The following is a 21,286-nucleotide window of genomic DNA, read 5'->3' as shown; positions in this document are numbered from 1 at the left end:
CGAAATGCTCACTTTTATTTTGTTTATTTGCTTACTTTTTGCTTTTTTGGGAATTATATGTCTTTTGTAAAATGTTAAACAAACACTAGAATTTTTAAAATGAATCACGTAAATATAGAATTATCCTATTTAAAATAGCAAGATAGAAAGGACCGTCATCATGGGAAAACTCAGTAAATCAGACAGAGAATGGCAAAGAGAGTTATCACCTGAAGAGTTCCGTATTACACGTCAAAAAGGGACGGAGCCAGCATTTACCGGTAAATACTGGAATACGAAACAAGATGGTACTTATGTATGCCGTTGTTGTGGTGAACCTTTATTTACCTCAGAAACCAAATATGACAGTGGCTGTGGCTGGCCAAGCTTCTATAAGGCGATCAACGGCTCTGCAATTGAAGAGCATTTAGACACATCTCATGGTATGGTCAGAACAGAAATTGTTTGCCATCATTGTGATGCACATTTAGGGCATGTTTTCACTGATGGACCTCAGCCAACAGGCTTACGTTATTGTGTGAACTCCGCTTCATTAGAATTAAAAACACAAGAAAAAAATGATGAGGAAACTTATCCATGACCAGCATATATCAGTTTGAAGCTGAATTGTTAGATGGAAAAACCAAACAATTTGCAGACTATGAAGGAAAGGTACTGTTAATTGTGAATACCGCAAGTAAGTGCGGTTTCACACCGCAGTTCGCCGGCCTGGAAAAACTTTACGAGAAATATAAAGATCGTGGCCTGGAAGTTTTAGGCTTTCCCTGTAACCAGTTTGGTGGACAGGATCCGGGCAGTAATGAGCAAATTGGTGCATATTGCCAGAAGAACTATGGGGTGACATTTCCGATGTTCTCCAAGATCGATGTCAAAGGTCCTGAAGCACATGCAATTTTCCGTTATCTGACCAATAATTCTAAAGGGATTCTAGGTAATGGTATTAAATGGAACTTTACCAAGTTCCTGATTGGGCGTGATGGCAAGGTACTGAACCGTTTTGCGCCAACCACCAAGCCTGAAGACCTGGAAGCTGAGATTGAAAAAGCGCTATAAGGCGCTTATTCAGGGCGGTTATTGGCCGCCTTTACTCTCTTCAAGCCATTGCCATGCCATCCAGACTCCTCGTTCAGAGCCTGCTATTTAGCGCCTGTATCGGGCTGTTTTTAGCTCCTGCTTATGCACAGGATGAAAAAACCCGGCAATTACTAAAAAGGCTGAAGCAGCCTGTTCCAGCGTATCAGCCGCCTACTGTCAAAAATGCTGTGCCACCACATTTGCTGGCGAAGCAAGGCTATGAAGTCAGCTGGCTAAAAGTACCGTATCTGAGATTTAATGATGCAGAACTGCAACGTGCCAAGACAGTAATCGTGCAAATGACGGTCATCGCCAGTACAGGGCAGATTACCGACGTTGAGATCATTCAGAGTTCTGGCTTGAGAGTTGTCGATGCTAAAGTTAAAGAAGCGGTGCTGGCTGCCAAGCTGGAGCCGATTAAGGGTGTAGACCACAATCTGGTGTATAGTCTGGAACATAAGATTGAAATAAAAAATCCACTATAAATATAGTGGATTTTTTATTAAAAATTTTAGGTTAAAGAATGGCTTTTAAGCGCTCAATGACCTGTTCACATTGTGCCAGATCAGCAACCAATGCCAGACGTACATGGTTTTCACCTGGATTGCCTTGCTCTGTATCACGAGACAGGTAGCGGCCAGGAAGTACTTTGATATGTGCCTGTTCCATTAAGCGTTTGGCAAATTCTTCATCATTGTCTACTTTCAACCAGTAGTAGAAACCCGCATCCGGTTTTTTCAGTGGCAACAAGTGACCAAGCTCTTTCTGGAACAGATCAAACTTGGCACGGTACTGTACGCGGTTTTCTTCAACATGTGCTTCATCATCCCAGGCAGCAATTGAAGCCAGCTGATGTTGAACCGGCATCGCTGCACCGTGGTAAGTACGATATTGCAGATAAGGTTTAAGCAAATCCGCATCACCCGCAACAAAGCCTGAACGCATGCCTGGAAGATTCGAGCGTTTAGAGAGTGAATGGAATACTACGCAGTTTTTGTAGTCATCACGTCCAATTTCTGCACAGACTTCCAGTAAACCGATGGGGGCTTCATCAAACCATAACTCTGAGTAGCATTCATCTGAAGCAATCACAAAATCATATTGATCAGAAAGTGCAATTAGCTTTTTAAACTGCTCTTTAGACAGGACTGCACCTGTCGGGTTACCCGGTGTACAGACAAATAGAAGTGCGGTTCTTTCCCAGACTTCAGCAGGGACTGTATCAAAATCACCAAGATAATTATTTTCCTCAGTGCAGTTGATAAAGTACGGTTTTGCACCTGCAAGTAGCGTTGCACCTTCATAAATCTGATAAAAAGGATTTGGCATCACCACATAAGGTGCATCTTCACGATTAATCAGGGCCTGTACAAAAGAGAAGATTGCTTCACGGGTACCCGATACTGGCAAGATATTGCTGTCTGCGCTAATGCTATTCAGTTTAAAACGGCGAGTCAGCCAGTTGGCGATACTGGTACGCAGTTCAGGTAAACCTTTCGAGTTTGGATAACTCGAAAGGTGCTGGAAATTATCAATAATCGCCTGTTTCACGAACTCAGGAGCTGGATGCTTTGGTTCACCAATCGATAGGGGAATGAGTGGCATATTCGCAGGCTTAATATCCGCAAAAAGCTTATTCAACTTTTCAAATGGATAAGGATGCAATAAAGACAAGCTAGAGTTCATGAATGAGTTACCGCGTTTTAATGTGAGTGTTGACTGTTGACCTGATTAGAGGCTTCATCCAGCGCTGCTTTTAACGCAGAGGCAAATTCAGAAGATTCTTCAGGGTTCAACGGCATGCCATCTTTTTTAGTGACAAAGAAAATGTCTTCGGCACGTTCGCCAAGTGTGGCAATTTTAGCAGAATGGATATCCAGACCACGCATCATAAATAATCCGCCTACTTTGGCAAGTAGACCCGGTTGGTCGAGCGTGGCAATTTCCACCATATTCTGGTTCAAAACAGGGTTCAGGCTGATATCTACCGTATTTTCAATATCAAAATGACGGAGCTGACGTGGAATACGGCGCTGCATCAGGCCTGGGTATTTATCGGAATGACTTAAAGCATCTTTAAGTGCATCAATCACTTTCAGCTCGCGTTCCGGATCGGTAAGCAGCGTACCGAAACGGTCAAGCACGACATACGTGTCTAGGCTGAACGCCTTGGTTGCTGTGATAATTCTTGCATCCTGTACATCCAGGTCCATGCGGTCCAGAACGGCCACTGTGGTGGCAAACAGGTTTGGTTTATCTTGCGTATAAATAAAGATCTGCACTGCATCTTGCGCATATTTACGATGCGGGCGCATCAGCACCAGCGGTTCAGAATTATCACCATGCTGTAAAATGGCACGGGTATGCCAGGCGATTTCATCTGGCGATTCTTTCAGGAAGTAGTCATCACCGAGTTCCTGCCAGATGGTTTCCACATCATATAAAGAGAAGTCCTGTACCAATAGTTCGCTGGCAGCAAACTTGGTGTCTTCAATCAGCATCTGATAATCCACCGGACGACCCAGACCAGAACGGATTACATCACGCGCATGCGTATATAGCTGACGCATTAAAGACGCACGCCAGGTATTCCACAGTTTTGGATTGGTGGCATTAATGTCGGCAACAGTCAGGGTGTACAGATAGTCCAGGTGCTCCATATCACCCATTTTTTCTGCAAATTCACGGACCACATCCGGATCAGAAATATCTTTTTTCTGTGAAGTCACAGACATAATTAGGTGATTTTGAATCAGCCATGCAACCAGATTGCATTCACGTTCGGTAAAGCCATGCGTGCGGCAGAATGCAATCGCATCTGTGGCACCGAGTTCGCTATGGTCACCACCACGACCTTTGGCAATGTCATGGAACAGGGCAGCCAGATAGACGATGTCACGACGGGCCAGACGCTGAAACACCGAACTGACTACCGGGAATTCCTTGGCGAATTCCGGTTCCTTAAAGCGGTTCAGGTTGCGTAATAGCAATAGGGTATGCGCATCTACAGTATAGATATGGAACAGGTCGTACTGCATCAGCCCCATAATCTGGCCAAAGGCCGGAATATAATTCCCCAGTACGCCGTAGCGTTTCATTGCCACCAAGGTTTCATATAAACGATGTGGTGAACGGATAATTGCCATGAACAGCGCTTGATGAACGGGATTATTGCGATAATCCTGATCAATCCGTTTTGCTGCGAGCGTTAAAAGACGCAAAGTACGGGCACGGATGCCTTCAATCTCTGGACGGTTTGCCAGAAGATAAAAGATTTCCAGAATTGCGCTTGGATTTTCCGAGAAAGTTTTATGGTGCTGTACCGCAAGTTTGCCATCAACCAGTTTAAAGTTCTGGTTAATTTCTTCGATATTACGCTCATAGTTTGGCAGGCGCGGGGTAATTACCGATTCATTGAAATAAGCCAACAGCATTTCATTCAGCGTCGATACCTGCTGTGCATTGCGGTAATAGCGCTTCATAAACTGTTCGATCGGATAGTTCTGCGGCTGGCCTTCTTCACGTACATAGCCGAACTTCGCGGCGATATCACGCTGATAGTCGAATAACAGGCGGTTTTCATCGCGTTTGGTAATGCGATGCAGATGATGACGGATTTCCCAGAGGAAGCTTTCGGCTTCTTCTAAAACGGCCAGTTCAAATTCTGAAATAAAACCAAGATGTACCAGATCATAAATACGGTTTACGCGGAAATGGCGTTTAGCAATCCAGCCGATCTGGTTAATATCCCGAATACCACCCGGAGCATTTTTAATGTCCGGTTCGAGATTACTTTCGGTATTGTTATGTTGAGCATAGCGTTTATGCTGCTCTTCCATTTTGGCATCAAAAAAGGTCTTGTCGGTCCAGGATTGAGACACGATACGACGTGGCCATTTGGCCAGGCTTTCATTACCGGTAATCAGACGGGACTCAATCAGGGTCGTGGCTACAGTCAGGTCACTGCTGGCCTGATTGACACATTCACTAATGGTGCGGACGCTAATACCTGGCTTGAAATTGCCGACATCCCATAAAGATGAAATAAAGGTCGAAATCAACTGTTCCTGTTCAGACGTAATTTCATCTTCTGACAGGATCATGATATCGACATCAGAATAGGGCAGCATTTCGCGGCGGCCGTAGCCACCGACAGCAAATAGACCCAGATCAGTCTGATCGAGTTCAGCATGCTTCCACAGGAACTGTAGCGCTTCATCAATCAGATTTGATCGGGTCAGAATAATGTCACGGATCGACTCACCATTTTCAAAACATTCCTGCAGCTGGTGCTCGACATCACTGCGCCATTCGTTAATGGCTTTAATGTCATGGTTACTTTTGGTGTAATTCAGCAATGGCAGGGTATTGATCATGAACAGTCGTCCGTTTCGTTTTTCAGCTTAGTTTTGGTTGACACTGACTTGTTGAGCCACCTGTTGCGCAAGTTCACGTGCCTGATCTGTTGTTTCAGCACGTGCAGTTGCTACACCCATACGACGTCGTTTGAAGCCTTCAGGCTTGCCAAACAGGCGCAAGTCTGTATTGCCATCTGCTAAAGCAAGATCCAGACCAGAATAAGAAAGATTCTGATCATCTACACCAGCGTAAATCACAGCACTGGCTGCAACGCTATGACGAGTGGTATTTACCGGAAGACCCAGGATCGCACGCGCATGCAACTCAAATTCACTTTGGAACTGGGAAGCTAAAGTGACTAAGCCGGTGTCGTGTGGACGTGGTGACACTTCACTAAACCATACTTTGTCGCCTTTGACAAAGAGTTCTACCCCAAAAATACCGCAACCACCGAGCGCAACGGTTACTTTATTGGCAATTCGCTTGGCTTCTTCCAATGCAGCAGGTGTCATTGGCTGAGGTTGCCAGCTTTCAACATAGTCCCCAGAATCCTGACGGTGACCAATAGGGTCGCAATAAGAGGTTTCGATTTCACCTGTTCTCGGATTTTTGGCACGAACAGTGAGCAGGGTGATTTCAAAATCAAAATCAATCTGTGACTCAACAATGACGGTACCTTGATTTACACGACCACCCGTTTGCGCATATTCCCAGGCAGCATCAACTTCATCGAAGCTTTTGACACGAGACTGACCTTTGCCTGAAGAGGACATCACAGGCTTCACAAAGTTTGGATAACCAATATCATCACAAGCGGCACGGAAAGATTCTAAAGTATCGGCAAAACGGTAAGCAGATGTTGGCAGGCCCAGTTCTTCAGCAGCCAGACGACGGATGCCTTCACGGTTCATGGTCAGATTCACTGCTTTCGCGGATGGAATTACCGTTGCGATATTCTGCTCTTCAATTTCAACCAGCACCTGGGTGGCAATCGCTTCAATTTCCGGAACAATCAGATTTGGTTTCACCTGATCAATCAGCTGTCTAAGTTCTGCTGGATCAGCCATATTCAGGGTATGCGACTGATGGGCAACTTGCATGGCAGGTGCATGGTCATAGCGGTCAGCTGCGTGAACCTCGACACCTAACCGTTGCAGGGAAATCACCACTTCCTTGCCCAGTTCGCCTGAACCCAGTAATAAGACCTTGAAGGCAGAAGCCTGTAGTGGGGTACCAATCGTCACGCTCATGTAAATCATCCATGCTTGATTTTATGGGCTTTTAGCATAGCAGAACTCTCTGCGGAGATAAGCCAAGTTTCATACAAAATTGTGATATTGACCAACAATTTTATTTATAAAGTTCGCAAAATTTAGATTAAGAAATCAGAAAGATACTTCCACTGGATCGATTTGAGGATCTAAATAATAAATATGATTTTGCGGATTGAGTTTTTTCATTTTCAGAAGCTGGCCCGGACTTAAATCCAGCCAAGGTAGGAGTTTCATGGTTTGGTTGCGTTGCTAAGAGAGATGGGGAGAACAAAGTCAATCGTAAATATTGTAATGCTCCACTCCAGCGCTGATGGATAAAGATTTTCCGCTCAAGCATTTGTCTTGGTTCAAACATGCCAATTTTCTTATTATCATTAAAAAAAGGCTTATACCGGAACGTAGCATAAGCCTCTTATATTCATTGATTCATTTTTTAAAAATGAATCGGTAGGTAAGTATAAATCAGGCCATAGGTAAGGGCAGCCGTCAAAGTGGCCATCACAATGCGTTTAAACTTGAAATACAGCACTGTTAATACAATAAAACCGGCCAGCATCGCCACACTTTTATCGGGAGTTTCCAGCAAAGGCGGTAGTGTCGCCACGACCAACATTGAGCTAATTGCAGAAATTCCAATCGCACCTAAGGCAATTTTTAACCACAGCGCACCACGCTTTTGTGAACCTTGCTGCGATTTCTGAATCACAAAAAAAGGTCCGAAACGGGAAGCGAAATTGGCAATCCCGACCAGAATACCAACCAGAATAATTTCTAAATTCATAGTTCTTCTCCCATATGCTCAGGATCGGGACGTTTGAGTACATAGTGCTTGAACAGGCCTGCCAGAATACCGGAACTGATGCCGATAAAGATTGCAGCAGACAGGTCAATCATGTAGCAGGCAATAGCAGAAACAACAATCGTCACACTGACAACAAAAGTATGTTTCTTTTCAAAGGCTGCCAGCAGGAAGCTTAGGAATAGCGCAGGTAACAGGAAGTCTAAAGCGGCCTGTAAAAATTGCGGTAAGTTGCTGACCTGATCTGCAAATAAGCCACCGAGAAAAGAACCTGTTGCCCAGGACAGCCAGCTGAATAAACTCAACCCCAGCATCCACGATTCAGACCATTCCTGACGCCGTTGCGACAGTTTGATCATGCCAGAGGCAAATACCTCATCGGTGAGTCCCCAAGCCCAGACTGCGGTTTTTTTCAGATTAAGCCGATCCTGAATCAAATTCTGTAGCGCAGGGCCATAAAGTAGATGACGGATATCCAGAGCAATCACGGTTAATGCAGTCATCCAGATGGAAGTGCCACTCCCTAAGAGTGCAACAACCAGGAATTGACTGGCACCTGCATACATAGAGCAGGACAGGAATAATGCTTCCCATGCGGTAAAGCCAAACTGGGTCGCAGAAACCCCAAAGGCAAAAGAAACGGGCAAATAGGTAAAAATAATCGCCTGGCTGTCTTTGGCACCTTGCCAAAAACTGGCAGGTTTTACAGCGTGTTGATTCAGTTCGGACACAGCACACCTTGGAGGGAGAGTTGAACAAGGGGTCAAATGGTAATTGAGTATTGTACGTGAATTTAATAGCATAGTGCCGAATTGTTTAAGATGGCGAGCCTGATAATGTTCATGTTCAAGACACGTTATATACTGAGTGTTGCTTTAGTCAGCACAGCATTGTTATTACAGGCATGCGGAAATGAGGGTTCAGGCAATCAAGCACCGGAAATTAAGCCAGCCCCGAAACTGAGCAATGATGCGACCACTTATGCCCATGAAGCTTGGACATTTATGAATGAAGTAGATCCGCTGGTCTACAACAAGCAGATTGATCAAATTGAAAAACGCGTTCGTCAGCCTGCGCGCAAGTTGAGCACGGATTGGCGCATTAATGTGAAAATGACTGATTCCGTGACTGAAGGAAAATATGCATTATGTCGTAAGGCTTTAACCAGTCTGGAAATCTGGGCACGAACCACACTTGAAAATGGGAATAGTCTGGCACAGAAGCAAGCCGATTATGAACGTGACAAAAAACAGTGTGAAAGTGCAATTGCTCATCCACAACTGGGCAATACTGATCCGAAACAGGTGGGTGTTGCCAGCTGATCGATATTTTGTTTGTGTCAACTTAAGGCTGAGTCATATGCTCAGCCTTTTTGATTTTCTTAGTTCGGAATCAGTGAAGTGGAACGCCAGTCAATTGATGTAGTCGTTGCACATCCAGAATTTCAATCTGTTTAAAGGCAATTTTCAGGATATTCATTTTTTCCAGCTGTTGCAGTTCCTGATTAATAGTCTGGCGGGAACACATCAGCATTTGTGACAATTGTTCCTGCGACAACTGAATGGTACGGTTTTTAATGACCAGGTGATTGCCATAGCCTTGCAAAATAAATAGTAAACGCTGCGCTAGGCGTTGTTGCATGGTTTGGGTCTGAATAGAAAATAATTCCAGAAACACATAACGTAATTTTTGGCTCATGAGCTGGGAGATGTGAAACCAGAATGCAGGATGTTCAGCCACCAGCTTATAAATAAATTGCGCAGGTATATGCAAGAGCAGGGATTTCTTGCAGGCGATGGCGTGATGAGAACGCGGCTGCTCATCTACCAATGAAATTTCACCAAACCAGACAATAGGTTCTACAATTGCAGAAACTGCCTCTTTACCCTCAATATTGATAGAACCTAAACCAATTGCACCTTCTAACACAGCATAAATTCCATCAAACACATCACCTGAATAAAATACGGTCTGGTCTTTATCGACAGATAAGGTAACTGCATGTTTCAGCAGGCTGTTCTGGAAATGAGAAGGTAATTTTGAGAACCAGGAATTTTTTTCTAATTCAACAAGATATTTTTCTTCCACTCGCTTTATTGCTCCAAGTTTTATGAGTTGTCGTCCAGCTGACAACTTGTCTTTTATTGTTGCGCTATAGTCAAATTCTATGGCCAGTCAAGGAAGAATAATATGACCAGAGTAGAACGACTATTAAGCCAGTATGCAGCTTATCATTTAGACCGTAAGAATGTCATGACACATTTTATTGGGGTCCCATTAATTGTTTTTTCCATTATTTGTCTTACTGCACGTGTATCACTGATGATGTCCGGCTTTGAGGTGACTCTCGCCTTGGGACTTCTCATTGTTTCAATTCTTTATTATTTAACTATTGATGTATTTTTTGCATTGATCATGGCCTTCATTTTTATGTTTGTTTATCCTTATGCCTATAATGTGGCACAGTGGGATACTGGAACCTGGCTGAGTACCAGCGTTGGAATTTTTGCCATTGGATGGGCATTCCAGTTTGTAGGTCATTTCTACGAAAAGAAAAAACCGGCATTTATGGATGATCTGATTGGCTTGGCGATCGGACCTTTATTTGTTCTTGCGGAATTAATTTTCCTGTTCGGCTTTCGCAAGGAACTAGAAGCAAAAATGTTACTTGAAGCACGTAAGCAACGCTTGCTAATGGAACAAGACACCCCATATGCGGAAATAGCAGCTGATTAATCCTTTTTAAAATACATAAAAAATGCCCCGAATTATCGGGGCATTTTTATCTTCAACTTATACGTTGAAGCGGAAGTGCAGAACATCGCCGTCCTGAACGATATAAGTTTTACCTTCCAGACGCCATTTACCTGCTTCTTTGGCGCCAGCTTCGCCGTTGTACTGTACGAAGTCATCATAAGCAATACATTCAGCACGGATAAAGCCTTTTTCGAAGTCAGTGTGGATTACACCTGCGGCTTGAGGGGCAGTCGCACCCACTTTTACTGTCCAGGCACGAACTTCCTGTACGCCAGCAGTAAAGTAAGTTTGTAGACCAAGCAATGAATAACCTGCACGAATCACCACGTTCAGACCTGGTTCTTCCATGCCCATAGCTTCCAGGAATTCAGCACGGTCTTCATCTTCAAGTAATGAAATTTCTGCTTCGATCTGGTTACAAAGTGGAACCACGATTGCATTTTCAGCAGCAGCCAGTTCACGTACAGCATCTAAATGCGGGTTATTTTCAAAACCGTCTTCAGCCACGTTGGCGATATACATGGTTGGTTTAAGCGTTAACAGACCAAAACCACGTACCAGTTTACGTTCGTCATCATCTAAGGTTGCAGCACGAGCAGGTTTGCCTTCATCTAAAAGAGGAAGAATTTTATCTAGAACTGCTTTAGTCGCGATCGCTTCTTTATCGCCACCTTTTGCAGATTTCGCTAAACGAGTCACTGCTTTAGTCACAGTTTCAAGATCGGCTAGAGCAAGCTCAGTATTAATGGTTGCGATGTCATCAAGCGGATCAATTTTGCCGTTTACGTGAATCACGTTTTCATCTTCGAAACAACGGACCACGTGAGCAATTGCATCAGTTTCACGGATGTTTGCCAGGAACTGGTTACCCAGACCTTCACCTTTAGATGCACCAGCGACAAGGCCCGCGATGTCCACGAATTCCATAGTTGTCGGGATCACGCGTTGTGGTTTTACGATTTCAGCAAGTTTGTCCAGGCGTGGATCTGGCACAGGCACGATACCGGTGTTTGGTTCAATGGTACAGAATGGGAAGTTTTCCGCAGCAATTGCAGCTTTGGTTAATGCATTGAAAAGCGTAGATTTACCAACGTTAGGCAGGCCTACAATACCACAATTAAAACCCATGAAATAACTCACAAAGCGTTATATAAAAATTGCCAGTGATTTTACATGAAAGCCATGACAAAGTCAGGTCATGGCTGAGGGCTTTGTTGAAAACTTATGAAAAGAGAGGTTTTTAAATTTTGCGTTTGTCGAGCTGATTGGACAGGGTGTCACCAGCGGTCTGAATCAGCATTACCAGAATAACCAGTACTACAATCACGGCCAGCATGATCTGCATATCAAAACGCTGATAACCATAACGGTATGCAATATCACCTAAACCGCCGGCACCAATCGCACCGGCAATGGCTGATGAATTGATCATAGTGACTAAGGTAACGGTAAAGCCAGCCACAATTCCTGGTAAAGCTTCAGGCAATAACACATGCCAGATGATCTGCTTACGGTTACAGCCAATGGCTTGTGCAGCTTCGATCAGTCCCTGATCCACTTCACGTAAACTGACTTCAGCAATCCGCGCAAAGAAAGGGGTAGCTGCCAAGGTTAAAGGCACAACTGCGGCCCAGACCCCATAACTGGTGCCGACAATCCAGCGGGTAATTGGAATCAGCGCGACCATCAGAATCAGGAAAGGCACAGAACGGGTGATATTTACAATCCAGCCCAAAGCCTGATTAATTGGTTTGGATGGATAAATGCCATGCTCCGAGGTACTGACCAAAACCACCGCCATTGGTAACCCAATCAGAAAAGCAACGATGGCAGAGACACCCACCATGATTAAGGTATCGGTAGTTCCCGTCAGTAATAAATCAATGAGTTGGTCGTGCATAGCCAATCACCTCAATCTGTGTAATGTGTTGTTTGAGTTTTTGCTGGAGCAGGTTGGTATCCAGATTGAGGTCAGCCACCGCGACAATCAGGCTGCCGACCAGATGGTTCTGGATACTGTCGATATGGCTCTGATAGAGGTAAACCGGATGATCAAAATGCTCAAAAATCACCTTTAAATCTGGTGAATACTGAACACTAGAGGCATAGCGCAGTTTGACAATGCTATGCGTGGTATCCGCGGTTACTTCAGGACTAATGGCAAATGGGAGTTCCAGTTGTTCCAGATTCAGCAGTTCCTGGGTAATCTGCTGCTGAGGATTGGAAAATACTGACCAGACTTCACCCGCTTCGACAATTTCACCTTTATCGATCACTACCACCTGATCGCAGATTTCACGGATCACCTGCATTTCATGCGTAATCAGCACAATGGTAATGCCAAGTTTCTGGTTGATTTCTTTCAGTAAAGACAGCACCACGGAGGTACTTTCTGGATCTAGTGCAGAAGTGGCTTCATCACAGAGTAAAATTTCCGGATGATGCACCAACGCGCGGGCAATACCGACACGCTGTTTTTGTCCACCAGAGAGCTGCGAAGGATAATTCTGCGCTTTTTTGCTTAAGCCCACCAGTTGCAGTACTTCATTGACACGTGCATTGATGTCTGACTTTTTATAGTTTGAAACTTTGAGCGGCAGAGCGACATTTTCCCAGACAGTTTTGGCAGACATCAGATTGAAGTGCTGAAAGATCATGCCAATGCGCTGACGTAACTGGATCAGTTCAGCATGGGTGAGTCCAGCCAGATCCTGCTGATGAATATGGATATGACCTTCGCTGATCTGTTCCAGACCATTCAAAGTACGTAACAGCGAGGATTTTCCTGCGCCACTTTTCCCGATAATTCCGAAAATTTTACTTTCAGGTATATCTAGGTTGATGTTCTTTAAGGCATGTACCGATTTGCCTTGTACCTCATAGTATTTATTCAGGTTACGGATTTTGATATGCGGGACGGAAAACGCCACCTGAGAACCAAAACTCACCATAGTATTCTCCTTATTTCCAGCCCGGGAACCAGAGCTTTGCACCAAAGTCAGCATCAAGAGCTTCCTTTACGCGAGGTGAATTCTGATAGATGTTGACAAATCTCTTCAGCTTGTCATTCTTGTCCTGATAGTCCTCACGCACTGCAAATAGAATTGCATAACGGTTGTCCTTATTAGAATCAAATAACAGTGCTTTTTCAGGATCAGCTGTTTTTGCCAGACGTAGATAGTGTGGATAGCCGAATGCCAGATCAACGTCATCAATGGCACGTGCAGTTTGTGGACCTTCAACTTCAACAAACTGCAGGTTTTTTGGATTGGCTGCAATATCTTTCAGGCTAGATAAGTGGTTATTTGAATCTTTGAGTGTTACCAGTTTTGCCTGTTGCAATAACAGTAGGGCACGACCTTGGTTGACTAGATCGTTTGGCACCACAACTTTCGCGCCGTCTTTTAGCTCATCCAGGCTTTTTATTTTTTTGGAATAAAGGCCAACATGAGTGGCTGCACCTTTAGCAAAGGCTTTGATCTTAAAGTCGGTTTCTTTCTTGGCATTATCCAAAAACGGCTGATGCTGGAAGAAATTGGCATCAATATCGCCATGATTCAGGGTGATATTTGGCGTATTCCAGTCGGAGAACTCGACTAGTTTGACATTGACACCTTGCTGTTTGGCCTCAATTGCTGCGACCTGTAAAGGTTTGGCAAAAGACGGACTGATACCAATGACCAGTTCATCCGAACCAGATTTTTTTTGTTGGTTCCATACCCCCAGTCCGATAATGACGACGGCAATAATTACCCCAATAATGCTGAATTTTGTTTTAGCGGTTTGTGCCATGTTGCACCTCAAAATAAATTTATGCTGATTGTTTTTGCTTTAGGTTTATGTTCGCTGTTGAGGCGGAGCTTTGACATCGAAATTGCTGCACTGGATGAGCGCTGGATAAGCGATCTCCTTGCTGGAATAGCTTGTGTCTGAAACTACCTTGTTTATATTCAGTTTTATAGCGTCCGCGCTGCTGTAATTCAGGAATAACAAAACGGATAAAATCCAAATGCGATTCTGGAGCCACCGTACGGGTCAGGTTGAAGCCATCTATACCGGTTTCATCGATCAGCTGAATCAGCTTTTCTGCCACCGTTGCGCCGCTACCTACGATCAGTGGATAACGCCCACCCAGTACATGCAGTGCTTTCAGATCAGTTGGTGTAAGCTGTTGTTCTTTAAACTTGTTATTGACTGAAGCAATGCTGTTGGTTTGCTGGTAAGGAATTGGCTCATCATCGGCAAATTTGGACAGGTCAATCCCGACCGAGCTGGAGAAATGTGCAAGACCAGCTTTAGGGCTGGCATAAAAACGATATTCTTCCAGCTTTTGCTGCGCCAGTTCATCCGTTTCTGCGGTTACCACAGTGATACCAACAAAAATCTTGATCGCTTCAGGATCACGTCCTTGTTCAGTGGCCTGACGACGGATCTGATCTACCTGTTTCTTGATTTTGTCCGGATGATCACCACCAATAAACATGCCTTCCGCATGCTGGGTGGCAAAGGCCATACCACGTGGTGAAGCACCAGCCTGGAACAGTACCGGAGTACGTTGAACAGAAGGAGAAACCTGAAATACGCCCTGACTGCGGTAGAACTGACCTTGATGATTAACCTGATGCACTTTGGCTGGATCGGTAAAGATCCGCTGCTGTTTGTCTTTCAGCATGGCATCATCTTCCCAGGAACCTTCCCAGAACTTGTAGCACAACTGTAAAAATTCTTCGGCCTGCTCGTAGCGTCGATCATGGTCTTTCAGACCATTTTCACCGATCAGGCGCTGGGCACTGTCCAGATAACCAGTGACCATATTCCAGCCGATACGGCCATGGGTCAGATGATCCAGACTGGCGAAGCGACGGGCGAACTGATAAGGCGATTCATAGCTGAGATTGACTGTAACGCCAAAACCAAGATGCTGGGTCACGGCTGCCATGGCAGACACAAGGGTGCTTGGATCATGACTCGGTAATTGAATCGATTCTTTTAACGTCAGGTCAATCCCATTCTGGTAGACATCATAGACACCGGTGATGTCGGCAATAAACAGACCATCAAACAATCCTAGTTCTAAGGTTTTTGCCAGATCGGTCCAGTAGCTGAGCTCATTAAAGCGATGCGATTCATCCCGTGGATGAGTCCACAAGCCATGATTGATATGACCCACGCAGTTCATATCAAAAGCATTGAGCAGGATTTTTTTAGCTTTTGGATTAGTCGTTGTAATTGTCATTACAATGTCCCCCGGCGTGGAGGCAGAACCCCATTCAGCAAATAATTGGCGATAAAATAGTATTTCCAGCGTGAGGCATCATGCAGGGTATGCACGCGGGCATTGCGCCAGAAACGATCCAAGCCATCTTCGCGTTGGCTGCCACGGCTACCCGCCAGCTCAATCAGTTTAGATGATGCTTTTAAGGCAGTTTCACTACTGTGCGCACGGGCTTTCGCTACATCTAAAGAGGCTTTGGCAACACTGACTTCAGTCGGATCAGCTTTAGCAGCATCAACAGAATGGGCGGCCTGTTTAAGTAACACTTCTGAAGCACGTACATCAGCGACCATGCGGCCCAGTTCAAGTTTGGTCAGCGGATCATCGGTGGCCTTGTCCACACCAGAATCAATCCACGGACGCGCCTGACGTACACGGTTTAAGGTTTCTTCGAATGCAGCACGGGCAATGCCAGTTTCAATAGAAGCATGTAGCAATTGTGCGAAAGGGCCAGAAATAGTGGGGCGGGAATAGGCTGTATCAAAACGTACCACATCTTCTTCGAGCACCTGCACGTTGTCGAATTTCACTGTTCCACTGCCAGTGGTGCGCTGACCAAAACCGCTCCAGTCATCAATCAAGGTGAGACCTTCACTGTCACGTGGAACAAAGGCTAAGAACTGCTGTTCATGTTCATCTACGACCAGTGTTGGAATGCGATGTGCAAACAGGCTACCAGTGCAATAGAACTTTTCGCCGTTAATCACATAGCCTTGCTCGGTTTTGCGAATTGCGGTCTGGCGCTGTGCCGCGGTCTTGGTCTTGAACTCAGCCAGGGCATTACCAAAACGAACACCTTTTAAGACTTCGGCATAGAGTTTCTGTTTTTGTTCCTCCGTGCCGTTATTGCGCAGGATTTCGAGACTATAGAAATGGTTTTGCGGAATCTGACCGATTGATCCATCCACACCGCTCATTAGGGCAATGACTTGTGCCACCGTATAGCTAGACACTTCTGCACCACCATATTCTTTAGGTACGGTAATCGCCCAGAGTCCGGACTGGCTATAAGCCTCGATTTCTTCGAAAGGCAGAATACGTTCAGCATCACGTTGTACTGAATTAATCTTGAACTGCTCTGCCAGATTATGGGCAATTTCTAGTGCTTCTTCATCAGATTTGATGATGTGCGCATGTGCCAGCTGTTCTGACTGCAATGGACTAATGTTTTGAAATGAAGTCATGGCAAATATCCTTAAATCCAGGCGTGGCGGGCAGGGAGTTTATGATTTAGGTAATAATCCCCAAGTGCATGCAGCTTCCAGCGGATCGGGTCATGCAAGGTATGCACACGGGCATTACGCCAATGCTGATCCAGATTGTGCTGACTCAGGCTGGAGCGACTTCCACCCAATTCCAGTAATTTTTCCGAAATATTTAAGGCTGCATCATTGGCATAGACCTTGGCTTCAGCCACCAGAATTGAGGCTTTGGCTGCCTGCTCATCGGTCACTGCTTTCAGTTGATCCAGTTCATCCAGATATTCAGCAGCTTCATCCAGCAGTAAAATCGCGGCATCTAATAACACAGATGACTTACCCACTTCCTGCAGGGTGTAATGCTCAAAGCTGGCTTTTTCGACTTGTGCATCCACAACCGGACGAGCCTTATGTATGGCAGTCAACGTATCGGCAAAAGCCGCTTCAGCAATCCCGACATCAATTGCCACCTGCATCAGCTGAGAATAGGCACCACGGTAACTTGGTTGATTCCCTAACAGACGCTCATCAAAAATCAGTAGTGGATCGACTTCGACATGTTGCAGTTTAACGGTACCGCTAGAGGTGGTGCGTTGACCAAAACCATTCCAGTTATCAATCACTTCAACACCGTCGGCAGTCCGGTCGACAATAGTGAGCACCACATGCCCTTCAGGATGAATCGCTTTAATTGCCAGCCAGTGCGCGAAGCTGCTACCAGTTGAATAGAATTTTTCGCCATCGATAAAATAGCGACCATTTTCGATTGTAAGCGTGGTTGCCAGGGTTTTAGTATCTTTGGTATGACGTTCCGGACCGCCATTGGCCAGACGTTTACCCTTTAAAATTTCGCTATAAATAAACTGTTTTTGTTGTTCTGTACCCATGATCTGGATCATGTTGAGTAATGCGATCTGGTTCTGAGGGATTTGCCCGACACTCGAGTCAGCTTTATTCACAATACGGAATACATGTGCCAGGGTTTTATTGGAAACGAAAGCACCGCCGTACTGTTTTGGAATACGTATACCGCCCAGACCCCTTTGGCTGAACAGGTCAATTTCAGCAAGAGGGAATACACGTTGCCGATCACGCTGATTTCGGCCTTCCAGAGCAAAGTCTGCAACATGGTAGGCAGCATTAATTGCGTCGTGATCATTTTTAATAATATGAACTTTTTCAAAAGTTAAACGAGACATAATGACATCCTAAATCGATATCAAAACGTTACAGGCTAAGCTTTATGAGATTAAGTAATTGCTTTCGCAAAGCTTATGAAAAAACCTATTTAGGACAAAAATTGCTAGGTTTCTATCAATTTTGAATATAGTAAGTAATTAAAATATTTAAAATTTTATTTTATATTTAGTATGAGTGGCTTGGTCTAAAATAGAATATATCTGCTTTAAAGATATTTAAGGCGGAAAAATGTATAAAAATAAACATTGTAGAGTTGAATAAACAACATCTTAATTTTGAATTAAAAGCACATTGTATTTCCAATGAAGGGTGTCTAAAGTATCCAACTGAAATAGATGGTTTTAATGCGACCGAATTTAATAATCAACATGGAGATTTTATGCGCACCTTATACCAGTTTCCTTTATCACATTTTTGTGAAAAAGCACGTTGGATGCTTGATCATAAAGAACTGGATTATGTCGCACAAAACCTCATGCCAGGTGCGCATCGTGCCTTTGCTCGTCTTAAAACCGGACAGAACCGTCTGCCAATTTTGCGTGACAAGGAACAATGGATTGCAGATTCAACCCAGATCGCCTTATATCTGGATGAACATTATCCTGAGCATCGTTTATTACCCGTAGAAGGGCGCTTACGTCAAAAAGTGCTGGAGATTGATGAAAAGACTCAGGAACTAGGACGCCATATCCGTCGCTGGATGTTGGCTCAGGCTTTATCTCATGATCATGAATCGATGGAGATCCTGATTGGTGAAAAGGGATATCTACGTCAGTTCGAAAAATTTTCCAAGCCTTTGCTTAAAACTCTTCTCAGCAAAGGTTATGCACTTACTGAAGATACACTTGCTCAGTCCCGCGAATATATTAAAGAGACAGTTGAACAGCTGAACCAGACACTGATCGAGAATAAGGGAGCTTATTTTGCGGGATCGCGTTTTAGTCTGGCTGATATTGCAGTCTGTTCAATGTTGGCACCTTTGTTGGCAATTTCCGGTACGCCGTGGGAGCGTGAGAGTTTTGAATCAATGTCAGATGAATATCGGGATTATCAGACCTATCTCTCGGAATTGCCTTTAGGCCAATATATTAAAAACATCTATCGTCATGAACGTAATGCTCGTATTGATTGGCGCGGTGTATAAGTTAAATAGTGAAATAAAAAACGCGCTTAAAGCGCGTTTTTTATTGGATACTTAGCCCCAAGGGTTTGTGAGATCAATATCACTCTGTTTATTAAAGCCACTGAGAAGTGAGCTAAAGTCAAACTTCGGTAATGGACTCCCGCTCGAGATATTGGAAATTGTTTCTTTGATGGTCGGAATAATTTCAGTAATACTGATATTGTTATTAACTGAGCTACCATCTGAAATAAGATCACCTAATTCTGGAATAATGCTCGAACCTAAGTCGCCTAGACTTCCATCAAGTAAGCCTTCAAATGCATTTGAACCTAAACCATTGCCTAGGTCGCCTAAACCACCCAGTAAGCCACTCAGATCAGAGCTATCATTCGCACTCAAGAGACCACCAAGTAAATTGGTCAATTGTGAAAGGTCGAAGTCACCGCCATTATTGCTGAAGCCAGAAATAATATCGGTAATCGCACCTAGGTCGAAGTCACCAAGACCACCTGAACCACCAATTAAGCCACCGACCAGTTGAGCGATCTGACCGATATCGATGTCACCATTGCCTTCAATTAAGCCGCCAACCAAGCCTGCAATTGCCCCGATGTCGATACCTTCAAGACCACCAGAGCCACCGATTAAGCCACCGACAAGTTGAGCGATCTGCGCGATATCAATATCGCCATTCCCGCCAATCAGATTGCCGACTAGTCCTGCGATTGCACCAATATCAACACCCTCAAGACCGCCAGAACCACCAATTAGGCCACCGACGAGCTGAGCAATTTGCGCGATATCAATGTCACCGCCTTGCAGAAGGTTACCAGCCAGGTCAGCAATTTTACTGAGATCTAAATTACCTGAACTACCACCAATTAACCCACTGACTAATTTAATCACGGCATTTAAATCTAAATTTGATGTATTGTTACCCATTAAACTACCCAGCAGATTACTGATCGAACCCAGATCAAAACTGCCGCCGTTGGCTTGAGTGAGTTTGCTAATTAAACTGTTAATATCGAGTTTTGTAGCATTCGAACCGGTAAATTGAGTAATTAAATCAGTCAGGGAGCTTGAACTTAAACTCTTACCTGAAAGTAAGCTATTTAAGAGGGAGTCTAGGGAAGGAGTAGCGGGAGTAGAACCCGTGATAGAACCAATAATGCCAGAAAGACTGCCACCTAACAAACCGCTAAGTAAACTCTTGTTTTGCGTCTCTATCGTGAGTACCGGGCTGAGTTTACTTTTAATTGAACTAAAAATACTGAAAGCCATAACCGTTCCTTGCGTTTTTGTCTTGTTTTGATTATTTTGCGTTGTAAATAAAACGCCTAATTTTTATTCAATTTCTATACAAGTGTAAATCTAAGCATGAATAATCACGTTTCGAAAATAGTATTATTTGCCTGAATAAAAGATCTCTTTCATAAATCAAAAAACGATCTTCTTTTTGGTTAATATTTGCACTCCGGATTTCTTGGCATTCGTGCATAATCTGCGGATGAAATACATCGATTCGAACAAGCTTTCTGATCCTCAGTTCAAGCGATACACAGGCATCTCATGGTCAACTTTCTATTTGATGGTTGAGCAATTGCAGAAGCATGTCTCTGCCAAAGGCAGACCGCCCAAGTTAAGCCTGGAGGATCAGGTTCTGCTCTGTCTGAGCTATTGGCGGGAATACCGAACCTTATTTCACGTTGCGACGAGTTACGGGGTTTCAGAGCCCACAGCCTCAAGAATTGTCCGTCATGTTGAAGACTGCCTGATTCGGTCCAATCTGTTTAATTTACCCAAAGATCTACCCGAGGGCGAAGGCATCGACTGGAATGTTGTGATCGTGGATGCCACGGAAATTCCAATCCAAAGGCCTAAAAAAACAGAAGAAAAGCTATAGCGGCAAGAAAAAGACCGATACCTTTAAAGTACAGGCCATGATTCACTACAAAACTCAGCAAATTCTGAGTTTATGTACCAGTCGCGGTGCAGTGCATGATTTCGAGTTGTTCAAACGCAATTTAAACCAGATTCCTTTTGGGGCTTTTATCCTTGCAGATAAAGGCTATCAGGGGATTTATGTGTTGTATCCGAATAGCCTGTTGTCATTAAAAGCCAAGAGACACTGTAAATTGGATCCTGAATTGAAAATCTATAATCAGGAAATCAATAAAAGAAGAATCGGAATTGAGCATGTATTTGGCAGCCTGAAAACCTTCA

General features: G+C 44.3%; 22 protein-coding genes. 8 read left to right on the top strand and 14 right to left on the bottom strand.

The annotated features are described in order from the left end of the window. Positions 1–160: 160 nt before the first annotated feature. From msrB to ACS72_RS01600, 3 genes are read left to right on the top strand one after another with little or no spacing between them, the layout of a single operon-like run. Positions 161–580 (top strand): peptide-methionine (R)-S-oxide reductase MsrB, encoded by a 420-nt coding sequence (gene msrB, locus ACS72_RS01610; RefSeq protein WP_004815441.1) that lies wholly within the window; start codon positions 161–163, stop codon positions 578–580. After that, positions 577–1,053 carry a glutathione peroxidase gene (locus tag ACS72_RS01605; protein WP_004815442.1) on the top strand — a complete coding sequence of 159 codons (477 nt, stop codon included), beginning with the start codon at positions 577–579 and terminating at the stop codon, positions 1,051–1,053. The genes msrB and ACS72_RS01605 overlap by 4 nt, the downstream gene beginning before the upstream one ends. 53 nt (positions 1,054–1,106) lie before the next feature. Then, positions 1,107–1,559: an energy transducer TonB gene (locus tag ACS72_RS01600; RefSeq protein ID WP_048881022.1), complete on the top strand. Its 453-nt coding sequence runs from the start codon at positions 1,107–1,109 to the stop codon at positions 1,557–1,559. Between the two features lie 31 nt (positions 1,560–1,590). Here ACS72_RS01600 and dapC read toward each other — a convergent pair whose 3' ends face one another. The 5 genes from dapC to ACS72_RS01575 form a co-directional block, all read right to left on the bottom strand. Then, positions 1,591–2,760 carry a succinyldiaminopimelate transaminase gene (dapC, locus tag ACS72_RS01595; protein WP_048881021.1) on the bottom strand — a complete coding sequence of 390 codons (1,170 nt, stop codon included), beginning with the start codon at positions 2,758–2,760 and terminating at the stop codon, positions 1,591–1,593. A gap of 17 nt (positions 2,761–2,777) precedes the next feature. Beyond that, a complete protein-coding gene (gene glnD, locus ACS72_RS01590; protein WP_048881020.1) occupies positions 2,778–5,450 on the bottom strand; it encodes a [protein-PII] uridylyltransferase in 2,673 nt (890 codons plus the stop codon). A gap of 27 nt (positions 5,451–5,477) precedes the next feature. Next, positions 5,478–6,692: a formate-dependent phosphoribosylglycinamide formyltransferase gene (gene purT / locus ACS72_RS01585; RefSeq protein ID WP_171249830.1), complete on the bottom strand. Its 1,215-nt coding sequence runs from the start codon at positions 6,690–6,692 to the stop codon at positions 5,478–5,480. A gap of 448 nt (positions 6,693–7,140) precedes the next feature. Next, entirely contained in the window at positions 7,141–7,488 is a 348-nt protein-coding gene (gene ygaH, locus ACS72_RS01580) for an L-valine transporter subunit YgaH (protein WP_005222633.1), read from the bottom strand. Continuing rightward, the gene (locus ACS72_RS01575; RefSeq protein ID WP_004815457.1) at positions 7,485–8,237 is read right to left on the bottom strand and encodes an AzlC family ABC transporter permease; all 753 of its coding nucleotides are present in this window, start codon (positions 8,235–8,237) and stop codon (positions 7,485–7,487) included. The genes ygaH and ACS72_RS01575 overlap by 4 nt, the downstream gene beginning before the upstream one ends. 105 nt (positions 8,238–8,342) lie before the next feature. Between ACS72_RS01575 and ACS72_RS01570 the strand changes: the two genes are divergently transcribed. Continuing rightward, entirely contained in the window at positions 8,343–8,828 is a 486-nt protein-coding gene (locus tag ACS72_RS01570; RefSeq protein ID WP_048881018.1) for a hypothetical protein, read from the top strand. Between the two features lie 70 nt (positions 8,829–8,898). Here ACS72_RS01570 and ACS72_RS01565 read toward each other — a convergent pair whose 3' ends face one another. Continuing rightward, positions 8,899–9,594, bottom strand: coding sequence for a Crp/Fnr family transcriptional regulator (locus tag ACS72_RS01565; protein ID WP_048881017.1), 696 nt, complete (start codon positions 9,592–9,594; stop codon positions 8,899–8,901). Between the two features lie 102 nt (positions 9,595–9,696). Between ACS72_RS01565 and ACS72_RS01560 the strand changes: the two genes are divergently transcribed. Further along, positions 9,697–10,242, top strand: coding sequence for a DUF962 domain-containing protein (locus tag ACS72_RS01560; RefSeq protein ID WP_004815468.1), 546 nt, complete (start codon positions 9,697–9,699; stop codon positions 10,240–10,242). Positions 10,243–10,299: 57 nt separating this feature from the next. On the opposite strand, the gene ychF is transcribed toward ACS72_RS01560, so the two are convergent. From ychF to ACS72_RS01525, 7 genes are all read right to left on the bottom strand, one after another. Next, entirely contained in the window at positions 10,300–11,391 is a 1,092-nt protein-coding gene (gene ychF / locus ACS72_RS01555; RefSeq protein ID WP_005222625.1) for a redox-regulated ATPase YchF, read from the bottom strand. Positions 11,392–11,503: 112 nt separating this feature from the next. Beyond that, the gene (locus ACS72_RS01550; RefSeq protein ID WP_005222624.1) at positions 11,504–12,163 is read right to left on the bottom strand and encodes a methionine ABC transporter permease; all 660 of its coding nucleotides are present in this window, start codon (positions 12,161–12,163) and stop codon (positions 11,504–11,506) included. Further along, positions 12,144–13,214, bottom strand: a complete 1,071-nt coding sequence (locus tag ACS72_RS01545; RefSeq protein WP_048881016.1) for a methionine ABC transporter ATP-binding protein — start codon at positions 13,212–13,214, stop codon at positions 12,144–12,146. Before ACS72_RS01545 ends, ACS72_RS01550 begins: the two co-directional genes overlap by 20 nt. A 10-nt stretch (positions 13,215–13,224) precedes the next feature. Then, positions 13,225–14,055 carry a MetQ/NlpA family ABC transporter substrate-binding protein gene (locus ACS72_RS01540; RefSeq protein ID WP_048881015.1) on the bottom strand — a complete coding sequence of 277 codons (831 nt, stop codon included), beginning with the start codon at positions 14,053–14,055 and terminating at the stop codon, positions 13,225–13,227. A 19-nt stretch (positions 14,056–14,074) separates the two neighbouring features. After that, positions 14,075–15,499, bottom strand: coding sequence for an LLM class flavin-dependent oxidoreductase (locus ACS72_RS01535; RefSeq protein WP_048881014.1), 1,425 nt, complete (start codon positions 15,497–15,499; stop codon positions 14,075–14,077). Beyond that, positions 15,499–16,722, bottom strand: a complete 1,224-nt coding sequence (locus tag ACS72_RS01530; protein ID WP_048881013.1) for an SfnB family sulfur acquisition oxidoreductase — start codon at positions 16,720–16,722, stop codon at positions 15,499–15,501. Before ACS72_RS01530 ends, ACS72_RS01535 begins: the two co-directional genes overlap by 1 nt. A gap of 11 nt (positions 16,723–16,733) precedes the next feature. Continuing rightward, positions 16,734–17,936 (bottom strand): SfnB family sulfur acquisition oxidoreductase, encoded by a 1,203-nt coding sequence (locus ACS72_RS01525; RefSeq protein ID WP_048881012.1) that lies wholly within the window; start codon positions 17,934–17,936, stop codon positions 16,734–16,736. A gap of 380 nt (positions 17,937–18,316) precedes the next feature. On the opposite strand from ACS72_RS01525, the gene ACS72_RS01520 reads away from it, so the two are divergent. After that, positions 18,317–19,081, top strand: a complete 765-nt coding sequence (locus ACS72_RS01520; protein WP_048881011.1) for a glutathione S-transferase family protein — start codon at positions 18,317–18,319, stop codon at positions 19,079–19,081. Positions 19,082–19,132: 51 nt separating this feature from the next. Here the strand turns inward: ACS72_RS01520 and ACS72_RS01515 are convergent, their stop codons facing one another. Then, entirely contained in the window at positions 19,133–20,344 is a 1,212-nt protein-coding gene (locus tag ACS72_RS01515; protein ID WP_048881010.1) for a hypothetical protein, read from the bottom strand. A gap of 226 nt (positions 20,345–20,570) precedes the next feature. Here ACS72_RS01515 and ACS72_RS17225 point away from each other — a divergent pair, with 226 nt between their 5' ends. Together ACS72_RS17225 and ACS72_RS01510 are read left to right on the top strand one after the other, a co-directional pair. Further along, positions 20,571–20,966: a transposase family protein gene (locus ACS72_RS17225; protein ID WP_008306679.1), complete on the top strand. Its 396-nt coding sequence runs from the start codon at positions 20,571–20,573 to the stop codon at positions 20,964–20,966. After that, positions 20,914–21,286: transposase (locus ACS72_RS01510; protein ID WP_048881009.1), on the top strand; the 373-nt coding region annotated here is incomplete at its 3' end. The genes ACS72_RS17225 and ACS72_RS01510, both read left to right, overlap by 53 nt.

Source organism: Acinetobacter sp. VT 511, from assembly GCF_001077515.1.
Classification (GTDB): domain Bacteria; phylum Pseudomonadota; class Gammaproteobacteria; order Pseudomonadales; family Moraxellaceae; genus Acinetobacter; species Acinetobacter schindleri.
Note: the sequence above shows the minus strand (reverse complement) of the source record. Positions and strands in the feature narration are given on the sequence as shown.

Excerpts from the sequence above, each read along its gene's own strand:
- glnD (WP_048881020.1), bottom strand. The coding sequence starts at position 5,450 with ATGATCAATACCCTGCCATTGCTGAATTACACCAAAAGTAACCATGAC.
- ACS72_RS01570 (WP_048881018.1), top strand. The coding sequence starts at position 8,343 with ATGTTCATGTTCAAGACACGTTATATACTGAGTGTTGCTTTAGTCAGC.
- ACS72_RS01540 (WP_048881015.1), bottom strand. The coding sequence starts at position 14,055 with ATGGCACAAACCGCTAAAACAAAATTCAGCATTATTGGGGTAATTATT.
- ACS72_RS01605 (WP_004815442.1), top strand. The coding sequence starts at position 577 with ATGACCAGCATATATCAGTTTGAAGCTGAATTGTTAGATGGAAAAACC.
- ACS72_RS01535 (WP_048881014.1), bottom strand. The coding sequence starts at position 15,499 with ATGACAATTACAACGACTAATCCAAAAGCTAAAAAAATCCTGCTCAAT.
- ygaH (WP_005222633.1), bottom strand. The coding sequence starts at position 7,488 with ATGAATTTAGAAATTATTCTGGTTGGTATTCTGGTCGGGATTGCCAAT.
- purT (WP_171249830.1), bottom strand. The coding sequence starts at position 6,692 with ATGATTTACATGAGCGTGACGATTGGTACCCCACTACAGGCTTCTGCC.
- ACS72_RS01520 (WP_048881011.1), top strand. The coding sequence starts at position 18,317 with ATGCGCACCTTATACCAGTTTCCTTTATCACATTTTTGTGAAAAAGCA.
- ychF (WP_005222625.1), bottom strand. The coding sequence starts at position 11,391 with ATGGGTTTTAATTGTGGTATTGTAGGCCTGCCTAACGTTGGTAAATCT.
- ACS72_RS01550 (WP_005222624.1), bottom strand. The coding sequence starts at position 12,163 with ATGCACGACCAACTCATTGATTTATTACTGACGGGAACTACCGATACC.
- ACS72_RS01560 (WP_004815468.1), top strand. The coding sequence starts at position 9,697 with ATGACCAGAGTAGAACGACTATTAAGCCAGTATGCAGCTTATCATTTA.
- ACS72_RS01545 (WP_048881016.1), bottom strand. The coding sequence starts at position 13,214 with ATGGTGAGTTTTGGTTCTCAGGTGGCGTTTTCCGTCCCGCATATCAAA.
- ACS72_RS17225 (WP_008306679.1), top strand. The coding sequence starts at position 20,571 with ATGAAATACATCGATTCGAACAAGCTTTCTGATCCTCAGTTCAAGCGA.
- ACS72_RS01515 (WP_048881010.1), bottom strand. The coding sequence starts at position 20,344 with ATGGCTTTCAGTATTTTTAGTTCAATTAAAAGTAAACTCAGCCCGGTA.
- msrB (WP_004815441.1), top strand. The coding sequence starts at position 161 with ATGGGAAAACTCAGTAAATCAGACAGAGAATGGCAAAGAGAGTTATCA.
- ACS72_RS01530 (WP_048881013.1), bottom strand. The coding sequence starts at position 16,722 with ATGACTTCATTTCAAAACATTAGTCCATTGCAGTCAGAACAGCTGGCA.
- dapC (WP_048881021.1), bottom strand. The coding sequence starts at position 2,760 with ATGAACTCTAGCTTGTCTTTATTGCATCCTTATCCATTTGAAAAGTTG.
- ACS72_RS01525 (WP_048881012.1), bottom strand. The coding sequence starts at position 17,936 with ATGTCTCGTTTAACTTTTGAAAAAGTTCATATTATTAAAAATGATCAC.
- ACS72_RS01600 (WP_048881022.1), top strand. The coding sequence starts at position 1,107 with ATGCCATCCAGACTCCTCGTTCAGAGCCTGCTATTTAGCGCCTGTATC.